This is a genomic window from Ferruginibacter lapsinanis (assembly GCF_020783315.1).
In the GTDB taxonomy this organism is placed as follows: domain Bacteria; phylum Bacteroidota; class Bacteroidia; order Chitinophagales; family Chitinophagaceae; genus Ferruginibacter; species Ferruginibacter lapsinanis.
The window spans coordinates 3,240,752-3,253,341 of sequence record NZ_CP086063.1; the positions used below are offsets into that span (position 1 = coordinate 3,240,752).

Below are 12,590 nucleotides of genomic sequence, written 5' to 3' on the forward strand. Positions count from 1 at the left end.
TCTTTTGACTACGATTTCCATGAAAAATAAATGCCGGAGAATCGCTTCTTCCGGCATTTATAATAAAGCACTTTATTATTTTTATTTAGCTTTAATAGCATTCATTAATCCACCTGCATCATAAAACTCAGCGGCATAGACTATTTTATTGTCTTTATTAAAATCAAAAGTAGCATAGTAATTCAGTGATGTTTTTACACCCGATTTATGCTTGCTGATCCAGGTTCCATAATAACGTACACTACCATCAAATTCATGTGTAAGTGAATCGAGACCGGGTAAATAAGCTGCATTGATCAATTGAATACTATCGAAATTATCCCAATACCATTTTGAATCATTACAGTAGTCTGCTTTTTTTCCGGGTACGGTACCATAGACCGCAGGCACCCATACAGCACTATCTGCAAGTGTTGCAGCAAATGCATCCGCCTGCTTATTTTCAAAAGCAACGACAGAGGCTTTAACCGTAGCAAGATTTTTCTCATACTTTGCTTTAGCATCGCTATCTTTTTTATCTGCGTTTTCCATTGAAGGTTTCTGATTGCAAGCAATCATTGATAACAATGCAATTAAACAAACATGTAACTTTTTCATAATAATAGTTTTGGTTTAGTTATTCTTAAATATACTATTTAAATAAGGAATAAGAAATCCCTGCTTTAGCAAAGATTTCTAATAGTGTATCAGTATCATACCTCTTCCACCTGTGCCGCCTACACCGATACTGCCGTTATCAAAACCGCTACCACCACCACCACCCGGTTGCATTCCGGGAGTTGTTTTAGAAACCAGCACATAAGAATTATCGGATGCTTTTATTACCATCGTCCTACCTTTTCCCCCGGTATTGGGTACATAGGGGCTATTGCCCCCATTGCCACCCGATGTAGCTTTCAGAAATTCAGTTGGAGATGTTTGGAAGTACTCTAATTTATTAATGGCCCCCGCTTCTCCATTAACTCCAAAATAGCTGCGGAATAAGGCACTACTGATATCAAAACCACCGCCTGAACCATAAGAAACATTAATGCCATCTGTTTGTGCACCACCGCCGCCCATGGCATAAAATGAAACACCGGCGGCCGTAAAAATGCTATTGGCTCCATCTCCACCAATGGAAGCTGCACCAAGGCCTCCGGCACCAGTATTATACGGAAGTACATCTCCCGGAGTAACTGTGATATTAGCCATCATATAGCCACCACTGCCACCACCGGCATCTTTGGAGCCTCCGCCTCCACCGCCCCATATTTCCACCATAATTTTTGTAACTCCATCAGGAACCGTCCAGTTGCCGCTGGCAAAACTCAGGTTAACAAAATTTTTATATTGACTCAAATCCACCCACTGTGTACTACCATTGCCATTGGTCATTACTACCTGCCCGGGCTGACCACTTACATCATTCAGCTTAAGGTTTCCGGCAAGATTAATATTACCTTCCACATGTAATTTTTCTGTAGGATTGGTTGTGCCAATGCCAACATTTTGAGCCATCCCATTTAAATAACAACCTAAAAATAAAACGGATAATAATGTTCGCATGATCTTTAGTTTTAGATGAATAAGAAAGATAGAAATTATATCCTGGATATTTTTGTTTATTTTAATTGTTAAAATCTGCAATAACCTGCATGCTACCCATTACTCTTAAAAGCATATGATCTTTTCCAATTAAACCCAACTACCCTATTGAAGAAAGTATAAATTTTTTCAATACAATTATCGTGGTATAAAAATTGGATTCATATCAAAAAACATCACTATGAAACAGTTTCATATCTATACAACCATCATATGCATTACGCTTTTCTTTTCTCTCAATTCATTTAAATCTCCTGAGAACAGCAGTATTACAGAAAATATTTTACGTCTGACCAATCAATTCAGAAGGTCGTATGGCTTGAATGAACTTACTATCCGGAACGAGTTGAATGCATTGGCCCAGAAACATAGTGAGGATATGGCCCGTGGAATGGTGGCTTTCGGGCACACGGGTTTTTCTCAAAGGAACGCTAAGGCTGTCAAAGTCATTCCTTCCGTTCGGAGAGTTGGCGAAAATGTTGCTTATGGTGCAAACTCAGCTAAAGAAGTAGTAACAATGTGGAAGAACTCTCCGGGACATCGTAAAAATATGTTGGGCAAATACAGATACATAGGTATTGGTATTGCTAAAAGCAGGCGTGGTGTAATATATTATACAGAAATATTTGCCGGATAGATGATCATTGTAGCAGAAAGCCCTCCTGCTATCCTAACCAATAGAAAAGTAAATTCATCAACTCAACACCTTGAACAAAAAATCTTCAATAAATCGGGTGGCAAATTCAGATTTATTTTTTACAGACACATCAGTAAGTCGGGGTAAATTAGCACTAAAATATTGCTGATGATGAGATGTTTCTATTAATGTAGTACTGAGTGATCTTGGATATTTATATTTTGGATTGTAAGAAGAAATAACTTCTGCAATTTTAGCGCACAGATCTTTATATGGTTTAAACACAGCATCTTTATTAATTGTGGCCACTTCTTTTACTAAATAAACTTTACTGCTTTCTGCAATGACTATCTGATTTAACAACTTCTTATTATAATCAAATTGATTAGCACTTTCAGCCAGTTCATGCGTTAATAAGTGCACAATTATCTTCAATCTTTCCCGTTTGTCTGTAACATTCTCCAGCTTAAATGTCACCAAAAATTCCATATAACACCAGTACCAGTTTAGTATGTACAACAGCAACCGGTGCTTATTTTCAAAATACCTGTATATAGTTGCTTCTGTACTGTTGATCTCTATTGCCAGTTTTTTAAATGTAAACTGCTCAAACCCCAATTCATAAATTAAGTCAATGGCTTTTTTTACCATTAACTTACCCACTTCACTGCTTTCAGGATTTCGCAGATAGATCTTGTCATTGATGTCAAACTTAACTTGAAAGTCCATATTGTTATAGATTTAGACAAAGGTAGCAATTATTTACAAACGATAGCAAATGTATCTTTAAAAGAATTTAAACAATTATTTAAGATAGTATTACTATTGTTTAAAGCAGTTTTTATACTTTTGCGGTACAACTAAAAATTATAACCGGTATGCTGATCAACTCTTATGACAGATGGTGGGTAGTCCTAAAAATTTGGGAAAGCATTGTAAATGAAAGCAGAAGTTTTGTATTACAATTACAATCATTTATTTCAGCAGATATCAATAAGATCGCTTCGCATAATAACAAACCTCTGGCACTGCCAAAATTGAATGCGCTGCAGATAGCTGGTCTGAAAGAGAAAGAAAATCTGGATATTTTCAGTCAGGTACAGATCAATAATACAATGGTTAATTTTTCCAATGCCATGGGAATGGCCGAACGCATTAAAACCACCATATTTCCGGTAACATATCGACTCTTTTTGCATTTCTTCATTTATATTTTTGTGGTTACGCTGTCGATTGCCATCAGAGATATTGAAAGTTATTTTGAGATCCCTTTGCTGCTGGCTATCTCGTCAGCATTTTTCCTTTTAGAAAAATCAGCTACGCATTTGCAGGCCCCGTTCAGCAATCGTCCGACAGATACTGCAATAACAACTATAGCAACTACTATCGAAATAAATATCAAACAATTATCAGGAGAAACCGATGTTCCCAAACCTTTACAACCTGAAACATTTTATTCATTATAACAATTAAATCAAACATCCATGCGTACACAATCAAAAGAAACACAAAGCAGCTTAACGCCAGACACTGCATTGCAAATATTAAAAGAAGGCAATCAAAGATTTATTAACAATCTTAAAGCCAACCGAAATCTGTTGCAACAGGTTAACGAAACATCCTCAGGGCAGTTCCCTTTTGCTACTATTCTAAGTTGTATTGATAGCCGTACTTCTGCAGAACTTATTTTTGATCAGGGACTAGGTGATATTTTCAGCATTCGTATTGCAGGAAATATTTTAAACGAAGACATCCTGGGCAGTATGGAATTTGCTACTAAAGTGGTGGGTACAAAAATAATAGTGGTACTGGGGCATACAAAATGCGGTGCCATAGTGGGTGCCTGCAATCATGTGGAAATGGGTAATTTAACCACATTACTTAATAAGATTCAGCCGGCGATCGTTAAAGAAAAAACAACCATCGAAAACAGAGATGGCTCAAACCCTGATTTTGTACAAAATGTGACGGAGATAAATGTGCACCTTACAATTGACAGGATAAGAAGAGAAAGCCCGATCATTGCTGAATTGGAAGAACAGGGCCAGATAAAAATTATCGGAGCATTATATAATGTGGAAACCGGTGCCGTGAATTTTTATGCATGATCAATTTCAGCAGATCAAAAATATTGATCAGATTGATATGGTTATACAGCGCATATATGCAACATAGCTTTAAGCAGTTGCATATATGCGTCAATAAAAAAAACTGTATCCTTAATAACTGCTACCTATTCCTTGCACAAAAGTGCCACTGGAGTTATAAGTATTAACTACACCGTTCTCTCCGGAAGTAGCACCGATCTCTGCTACCATTGTATTGCTATTGTTCTTTACCTGCATATTTCCTGCTGAACCACTCACTGACAGTCTGAGCCTTTCGCTACCCGAAGAATTATTGACATACACATCTCCATTTCCACTGCTGGTTTGTGTAAGTTTAACAGAGGTATAGCCCAAATAGTTATAAAGAGCCAAATATCCACCCGAGCTGGCATTACATTGCATGTTAACGCGGCCATTGCCTTCTTTATTATTTACATAAATACTACCACCGTCCGATTCATTACATAGGGTCAATGTTCTTTTACCGGAAGTATTGTATACGCCTATATACCCTCCGCCCCCATCATTAGAACTTGTTAATCGCATCATCTCTTGCCCGGTGCCATCTTCTAATGCCAGGTAACCTTCATTTTTGGTAGTGTAGGTAATATTCACCAGTTTTTTTCCTTCGGTATTGTATGTCTTAATAATTCCTTTGCCTTCATCCTGTGTCATTTTAACCAATACATTTCCATAACTATCCACTACTTCTAATCGCTTAGCCTGTAATACATCCGGAACTGATGCAGGTTTTTTAAATGCCATAAAAATTGTAGCAAACGAGGCTATCATTAAAACTACGATCATTTTATAACGCCGATTGGAGGCCTCCAATTTTTGAAGACGCATTTCAATAGTATTCATAACAATAAGTTTAGGCACAAAAAATACTCTTTTTTGGGCATATCTAATAATATTTTGGGCATATGTTACAGCCACAACTTATTTGTTCGAATCGGGAAACTAAAATTATAGGGTATGCTATAAAACAAGGCGACGGAAATCACTAACATCTCCTATCTTAGAGAGGAGGATCAACCTATTCCATTTTCTTAAAAAATCAGTTTGAGATTTCACCCTGTGTCCAGGAAGCTCCGTTTGAAGGTGTGCCCGGGCCAACAGGTACTGCTCCCCTCAGATCAGGAAGGGCAAATGTAGAAATTCCGTCTCCACCATAGGTGGTTCCTACTAAATTGAACAGGGCTTCATTGCTTGCAATCGACAATAATTGGCCATTACAAAATGCCCATCCTGCAGGTGCATAGGTCCCTGCAAAAAGTCTAACCTCTCCAACTATCTGTTGAGTATAAGAGGGACTCCCACTACCGGAAGAAGGAAAGATACCATACAGGGAAATAATGTAATTAAGCCCCAAACCTTTGTGGCCTTTTTCAAAAACAATATTACCTCCTGCTCCTTTTTTAGCAACATCGTATTGTAAACCGCTACCGGTAATAATAAGATCGGTTGTTTTGGTGGTGCCCGCCACTTCCAGTTTTACAGAAGGATTGATCAACCCTATACCTACATTTCCGTTGTCTAATATGCTCAATCTTTCTTTCAGGTTACTTACCAATCCGGTTGCAAACGTAAATAAGCCCAGCCTTGCATCTGTAGTATTTTGCCCAATCGTTCTTATAGCTCCTGTATAATTTGCACCGGTGCTAAAATATAAAGAGGTGCTTATGTTTGTATTGAAAGCCTGTTTGTTTTGTAGTAGCAGCACAGCACTATCATTTGCCGACACATGCAAAGGCATTAAAGGACTTGTTTGGTTGATACCTACATTTTGTGCTGAACAAACTGCAATGCAAAGGATCGAAAAAAAACTCAGGGTAAAATTTTTCATGATTTTTATTTTATCGGATACAAACTTAGTACTGTAAAAATAATTGATCGTTGGCATCTCAGCTAAAAAAATAACATTCATACCCTGCGCTCTTTTATACCAACAACAAAATAAGGTTCGTTTCACTGTCGAACCTTATTAACATTCTTAACGGAAAAAATCAGATCATTTTTTAAGAGAATCTGTAACAACATGATTTGCTGTATCAACAGCCATTGGTGGCATTGATTGCATCATCATCATCATTTCTTTTGGATCCATAAATATCCAATGCTCCACAGCCTTACCATCTTTAAATTTGGATACATCAACAGAAGACATGGAAGTGGGCTTGCCCATCGAGGAACCTGTAATTGTAGACCAGGTAAAAACATATTCATCATCAGCAAGACTTTTAGACATCTTAGTTTTCATGTCGGGCATTTGTGCATGGTATCTTTTCATTTCTGAAACTATGCTGTCAAGTCCTTTTACATCGCCATGCTCACCTCCATGATCAACAGCATCAACTGCAATATAATCTCCCATTTTACCAAAATCGCCTGCCTCGTAAGCTTTCATGATCGCTTCATTCACTTCCATGTTTTTCTTTGCCGTGGCCGACATACCTCCTTCATTTTTGCAGGATGCACCAATGATTGTAATAAGTAAAGAAAGAAAAAATAGCTTTTTCATAACAGAATACTTTTTAGTGTAGGAAAAAGGTAATACATTTTTTTTACCTATGCAAGCGATTTGATCCTTCAATAAGAAAAAATGTGATAGATTCCCGGTAACACTAAACAGAGAAAGTTCTACTTACAAATTTTTATGTATTTTGCAGTATCCTACTCTTCTATGATTTAACTGCATACGAATTCCTGCCACATGGAAAAATAATTCACCTGCCCGGGCAGTCAAATTATTCATAAAAATTTTTAAAGAAATTAAGTATGTCAAAAATTTACTCTCTTATTTTATCATTTTGTATCTCACAAATATTAGTAGCCCAATGTCCTGTCATTAATGGCGCTATGGTCAATTCATGCGCTCCTTCCGGTGGCACAGCGGAGGGAAATAATGAATTTATTTATTTTACAACAGGTGCTTCGGGAGCAATCTCTTTATATAAATTCAGCTATGGTTCCAACACTCCTCCTGCTACTAACTCACCCACGGGAATTTTAGCCGGCACTCATGCCGCAGCAAAAACTGGAACAGGCACAATTGTAATTCAAAACGGATGCACTTTGCATGAAGTCACTTCTCCGTCAACAGTTATTCCTGCAAGCAGCAGCGTAGTATTCATCCCTTATAATTTCGATCAGCAATATGACATGTCCGCATTATGTAAGAACGGTGATCTGTATGTAGTATATATAGACATCACAGCAGCAAGTGACAGTAAATGGTCGAATAATGGCACGTTGGCAAACGCTGCTACAACATTAAGATATTTACAGCTTGAATACAATGGAAATACCTGCACCTCCGGCATCAGAAGTTATGATGGTGATCTATGGGCCAACCCTGGAAATACACCCGAAGCAGATGGGAATTCATTAGCATGGGATGCATCAGGAAATACGCAGTATGTAAATAATGGCTGTTCTATAATTGTAACCCCCGTAAAACTAATTTCTTTCAACGCTATTCAAAAAGGTAAAGATGTTACCGTTACCTGGAAAACTGCCAATGAAATAAATGCCAAACAATTTGAAGTGGAATGGTCTGCCGACGGAACCAATTTTAAAAACATCAGTACAATGAATGCAGCAGGCACTTCTGATGTAAGTAAAGAATATTCTTTTTCAGATAAAAATATTACCACGGGTAATAATTTTTACAGATTAAAAACAATTGATGCCGATGGCAAATTCACCTATTCTCCTATCGTTAAGGTCAACTTCTCGGGCAGCTCATTAGTAAAAATTTATCCGCAAATTACTTCCGGTAATTTAACGCTCGAATTAAATGCGAATGAACAGGGAGTAACAACCGCACTGATATTTGATCACACAGGAAGATTATTATCTACTAAGCAAATACCGGTAGTATCCGGCTATAATAAAGTTCAGCTGACTGTAAACAATTTACCTGCCGGCGGATATATATTAAAGCTTGTAAATGTCAACGATATCAATATCACACGTTTTAGCAAATTATAGTTTACGCAACTAACAGTTAAGTAAAAAAGATGCTGAGTATATACACTCAGCATCTTTTTTTATTTTGATTATCCCCCAACCTTATTCGTTAGTACCGCAGTTAAATATACTGTTGGAAGGAATGGCTTAGTTTGAGTTATTTCATTCTGCATTTAATTTAACATGAAAAAGATAAACACATTTGTTCTATCTATATGGTACGAACAAAACACCAAATTTTCATTCCGTAAGTATTGCAAACATGCGATCGTTATCATGACTGCTGTTGCAGGTTTGAATACCGCAACAGCACAAGGCTATATCAACTTGCAGGAAGAATATTACCCTATCGTTGTGAAAGCACCAAAAATTGAAATGCCCGAAGAGGTCACTATCAACGGGTTTGTAAAGGATGAAACAGGAGCTCCCCTTGCAAATGCTAAAGTAAGAGCAGAGTATGGAGAAGAGTTACTTACCGATAATTCCGGTGCATTCTCTTTTACATTAAAAAAGGAAAAGGTTGCCTCACAAAATATATTTGTTAGTGCCGAAGGTGTAGTAACTGCTGTAAGAAGTTATCACCCGTCTATGGTAAATACGACTTATGATATTACACTTTACAAACCCTCCATATGCTGTAATAAAATAAAACTGTGCGAAGGTGTCCCTTTTACAACATTTACCGTAAACTTTAAAAACAATAGCAGCGATCTATCAGAAGCTACAAAAAAGCAACTTGACGCTATTGCAAATTCACTAAAAGAATGTCCAACAGGCAACATACGCCTCACCCTGCACATTGGCGAAAACAAATCACTGCAACGATCTGCAAATAATCAATTGAATGCTATTAAAAATTACCTTATTGAACAAAATGGTATTGCTGCAGAGAGGATAAAAACAAATGAAGTAATTGATAAGATCAATACAAATAGTGTAGATGTAATAGCCGAGTAAAATCTGCTATTACAAAATACCCACATGAGGGTATTGCAACAGATAAAATAATTTGAAACATTTGTGGCTAAAACCTCACAAATGAAGAAACTATTTTTTTTACTGATCTTACAATCAGTTAGCGCAATGCTGATAGCACAAAAAAATGCAGACTGGAAAAAAGATTTCCCCTCTAAAATAAATTGGTATAAAATTTCTGATGCAGGCGTGTTGCTGGTAGCAACAAAAGATGCGCTGTATGGAATTTCGCCGGAGGGGCAAGATGTTTGGAAAGCAGATGATATCGAAAACATTAAAGAATCTAACCTGGATTTTATTGAGAATACTCCCTACATAGTGGTAGTAAAACAAGGTACTACTAAAGGAACCAATAAAGTAGTGGATGTGGTAACGGGTAAAACGGTGATAAGTACGGCAGATGAAGGATTGGTATCAGTCAGTAAAAGATTGTATTTACCGAGAAGCAATAATTTACTTTTTTACGGAGCATCCAAACAAGGCTTAATGCTGATGCTGGTGGACCTGACAACAGGGAAAAAAGTATGGGAGCAGAAAAAAATATTCGAAAAAAATTCTGAGCAAATTGTTTCAGAAGCCGGAGAATTGAATGATGCCATATTGATCGCTACCAATAAAAGAATTTACAAGCTGAATAAATTGAGTGGCGAAGAAATGTACAACATCGATATGAAAAGCGATCTGCCGGTGCTGGCACCCAAGAAGAAAAAAGGTGGCATGTTTAGTGGCTTTAAAGCAATGGGTAATGCATTTAGCGGGAATATGGAAGAAGCCAATGAAATGCAGACAATGACCTCTGCTGATTTTTTTCAGCATAAAGACGATAATTCATTTTATTTCTGGAACCAGGATGTACTCACCAAATTTGACGTAGCTACAGGTAAAGAAATATGGAAAAGATTTGAATTGCCTTCTCCGGTTGCCTATATTTTACATGACACAAGAGGCATGTTGTTAGCAACTGCCGAAAAAAGACAAGAAGATATTGACAAGGCCAACAAAGGCGGCGGTGGTTTATTAGGAAAAATCAAAGCAAAGAATGCTGCCAATAAAAACAGGGCATCATTATATTTAATTGATCCTGCTACCGGAGCCGAAAAATGGAATAGTGATATCGACCTGAAGGGAGATGTGTTGGCCTATAAATTAACAGGCAATAAATTGGTATTAGCTACACAAAAAGATGATGGAGATAATTTTATCAGTATTGCAGATCTGGATGCCGGTAAATCAGTAACTAAAAAACCATTGAACATTAAAGGAGAAATTCAGGACCTGCAGGTAACCCCACAAGGACTGTATTACAGAACTACCGATCAGATAAATATTTTGGACCTGGAAAGCGGCGATAAAACATGGAAAAAAGGATTTACTGTAAAAAAGTGTGTAGGCTATAATGACAATGGTGGTGTGGGATATGTATGCGCCAATGATATGATCTACAAAGTGAATTTCAATACCGGAGATATGGAAGATTGGGTAAAAGGATTAGGCTTCAATAAAGATGAAGACCCGAATTCAATACAACTATTGCCGGAAGGTGTATTTGTTGCCTCTAATCAAAATGCAAGTCTGTATGATAAATCAGGCAAGTTGATCTATCATACTTATGTAGTGGCACCGGGCCGTACATTAACAGGTAAATTATTATCCGGGCTTGGTGGTGCAGCCAGTTTAGCTGTTGGTGCAGCCGGCGCTGCAAACAGTGCACAACTGAGTTATGCTAAAGGATATTACGGAAGTACAGATCCGCAACTCGACAGGGATATTAAAAACAGCAATCAATTGGCATCAGCGGGCATGTCATCTGCGATAGCAAGTTTTCAAAGTATTGGCAAACGCTTTAATGCTACTAAACAAGCCAATGGTTTTATTGCGATGCTGACCAACTTTGGCAACAGCAACCAGGCCAAGGATGCAGGTATAACCATTGTAGATAAAGTAACAGGAAAACGCAAAGCAGATATGTTGTTGGGAGATAAAACGAGTCCTGATTATACCATTGATGACCTGGGAAAAGTAGTGTATTATCACTCCGATAATAATACTATTGAAGGATTTAAATTTTAAAAGTCTAACCAATAAACAACCTTTATTTTTTTATACTTACAGCCGCCGGCGAAAATGCCGGCGGCTTTTACTTGATGGCCATATCAACTATTCATCACTTTCAACTTGCGGTACGGTTATTGGTTCGATAGTAGTAATTAAAATAAGATTATGAGCAATCAAAAACAATTCGGCGTTTGGATGGATAACCACCAGGCAGTAGTAGTAGGTAGTGATAATGCAGAAGAGGCCACTTTCCTGGTACTTGCACATGTAACTGGGGAAAATGTTTCCCAAAATTCAAGTGAAAAGAATGCCAACAATCATGAAAGAACTGTGCAGGCAAAATTCTTTAAAGAAATAACAACGCATTTGGTAAATGCCACCCATATACACTTAACGGGTACCGGGGTAGCGCAAGAACAATTCATGCATTACCTGGCAGATACTCCTCAATTCAAAAACGCAAAAACGGAAGAATCTACTTCCAATAAAATGAGCGATGAAAAACTGGTAGAATATATCACTGCCAAGTTTTAACGGATCGTTCGTATAAAGAATAAAGAAGTCCTGAGCCGCAAACTCAGGACTTCTTTATATACTTAGCCATAAAATAAGAGGCAACACAGTCTTCCAATACAATATCCTACCTATCTTTAATACGCAAACCCATTACACCTTGCGTAACAAGAAAAAACAAAAATTAAAAGAAGAGCAATTCTGGAGCAGCTTTGCTTTTTTTAATGTTCCCAAAAACTTAGAGACAATTCCTTCCCATATAGAGCGGGTGAATTTCCGTATCTGGGATCATGTAGAAGATGAACAGATAGAAATGATGGTACAGCATATACGATCCATCAATATGCTTGATCTTGACGAAACTGATATTACCAATTACAGCGTTCAACTCCTCTCCCAACTCGATTGCATTAAAGAGTTGCGATTGAAGGGTTGCAGAGAAATTGATGACGCTGCTTTTCCTCATCTTAACAATATCAAAGGGCTTGAGCTGCTGCATTTGGGTGGCACTTCTGTAAGTATTAACGGACTGATGCAATTAAGCGTTAACCATAATTTACGGATGTTACTGGTAAGCATAGATGAGCCTGAAAAACATCACAGTGATCTAACAACTATTGCACAACGCTTTCCCAATTGTGAGCTGATCGTAAACCACCAAGAATTTATCCCTTAATGTTGCTCAAAGATCCAATTGTCGGGCCACTACACCCGATTGAAGCGAATACCCCGGTGAGGGC

The 12,590-nt window shown here is 37.6% G+C and carries 14 protein-coding genes; 8 read left to right on the top strand and 6 right to left on the bottom strand.

Features of this window, described 5'->3' with window-relative positions:
- Positions 1-81 precede the first annotated feature (81 nt).
- Complete coding sequence (locus LK994_RS13445; protein WP_229760611.1) at positions 82-597, bottom strand: nuclear transport factor 2 family protein; 516 nt, start codon at positions 595-597, stop codon at positions 82-84.
- Positions 598-675: 78 nt separating this feature from the next.
- Positions 676-1,548, bottom strand: coding sequence for a glycine-rich domain-containing protein (locus LK994_RS13450; protein ID WP_229760612.1), 873 nt, complete (start codon positions 1,546-1,548; stop codon positions 676-678).
- Between the two features lie 220 nt (positions 1,549-1,768).
- On the opposite strand from LK994_RS13450, the gene LK994_RS13455 reads away from it, so the two are divergent.
- Positions 1,769-2,224 (top strand): CAP domain-containing protein, encoded by a 456-nt coding sequence (locus LK994_RS13455; protein ID WP_229760613.1) that lies wholly within the window; start codon positions 1,769-1,771, stop codon positions 2,222-2,224.
- Positions 2,225-2,281: 57 nt separating this feature from the next.
- Here LK994_RS13455 and LK994_RS13460 read toward each other — a convergent pair whose 3' ends face one another.
- The gene (locus LK994_RS13460; protein ID WP_229760614.1) at positions 2,282-2,953 is read right to left on the bottom strand and encodes a TetR/AcrR family transcriptional regulator; all 672 of its coding nucleotides are present in this window, start codon (positions 2,951-2,953) and stop codon (positions 2,282-2,284) included.
- A 149-nt stretch (positions 2,954-3,102) separates the two neighbouring features.
- Between LK994_RS13460 and LK994_RS13465 the strand changes: the two genes are divergently transcribed.
- Together LK994_RS13465 and LK994_RS13470 are read left to right on the top strand one after the other, a co-directional pair.
- Positions 3,103-3,690 carry a bestrophin family protein gene (locus tag LK994_RS13465; protein ID WP_229760615.1) on the top strand — a complete coding sequence of 196 codons (588 nt, stop codon included), beginning with the start codon at positions 3,103-3,105 and terminating at the stop codon, positions 3,688-3,690.
- An 18-nt stretch (positions 3,691-3,708) separates the two neighbouring features.
- Positions 3,709-4,332, top strand: a complete 624-nt coding sequence (locus LK994_RS13470; RefSeq protein WP_229760616.1) for a carbonic anhydrase family protein — start codon at positions 3,709-3,711, stop codon at positions 4,330-4,332.
- A gap of 111 nt (positions 4,333-4,443) precedes the next feature.
- Here the strand turns inward: LK994_RS13470 and LK994_RS13475 are convergent, their stop codons facing one another.
- The 3 genes from LK994_RS13475 to LK994_RS13485 form a co-directional block, all read right to left on the bottom strand.
- Positions 4,444-5,196: a hypothetical protein gene (locus LK994_RS13475; RefSeq protein WP_229760617.1), complete on the bottom strand. Its 753-nt coding sequence runs from the start codon at positions 5,194-5,196 to the stop codon at positions 4,444-4,446.
- A gap of 196 nt (positions 5,197-5,392) precedes the next feature.
- Positions 5,393-6,181, bottom strand: a complete 789-nt coding sequence (locus tag LK994_RS13480) for a phage tail protein (RefSeq protein WP_229760618.1) — start codon at positions 6,179-6,181, stop codon at positions 5,393-5,395.
- A 165-nt stretch (positions 6,182-6,346) separates the two neighbouring features.
- Positions 6,347-6,856 carry an ester cyclase gene (locus LK994_RS13485; RefSeq protein ID WP_229760619.1) on the bottom strand — a complete coding sequence of 170 codons (510 nt, stop codon included), beginning with the start codon at positions 6,854-6,856 and terminating at the stop codon, positions 6,347-6,349.
- A gap of 257 nt (positions 6,857-7,113) precedes the next feature.
- Between LK994_RS13485 and LK994_RS13490 the strand changes: the two genes are divergently transcribed.
- The 5 genes from LK994_RS13490 to LK994_RS13510 all read left to right on the top strand — a co-directional run bounded on the left by LK994_RS13490 (position 7,114) and on the right by LK994_RS13510 (position 12,526).
- On the top strand, positions 7,114-8,328 hold the full coding sequence (locus LK994_RS13490) for a T9SS type A sorting domain-containing protein (RefSeq protein ID WP_229760620.1): 1,215 nt from the start codon (positions 7,114-7,116) through the stop codon (positions 8,326-8,328).
- A gap of 162 nt (positions 8,329-8,490) precedes the next feature.
- Complete coding sequence (locus tag LK994_RS13495) at positions 8,491-9,264, top strand: carboxypeptidase regulatory-like domain-containing protein (protein WP_229760621.1); 774 nt, start codon at positions 8,491-8,493, stop codon at positions 9,262-9,264.
- Positions 9,265-9,345: 81 nt separating this feature from the next.
- Complete coding sequence (locus LK994_RS13500; protein WP_229760622.1) at positions 9,346-11,352, top strand: PQQ-binding-like beta-propeller repeat protein; 2,007 nt, start codon at positions 9,346-9,348, stop codon at positions 11,350-11,352.
- A 150-nt stretch (positions 11,353-11,502) separates the two neighbouring features.
- Entirely contained in the window at positions 11,503-11,871 is a 369-nt protein-coding gene (locus tag LK994_RS13505) for a hypothetical protein (protein ID WP_229760623.1), read from the top strand.
- Between the two features lie 139 nt (positions 11,872-12,010).
- Positions 12,011-12,526, top strand: a complete 516-nt coding sequence (locus LK994_RS13510) for a hypothetical protein (RefSeq protein WP_229760624.1) — start codon at positions 12,011-12,013, stop codon at positions 12,524-12,526.
- Positions 12,527-12,590 lie beyond the last annotated feature (64 nt).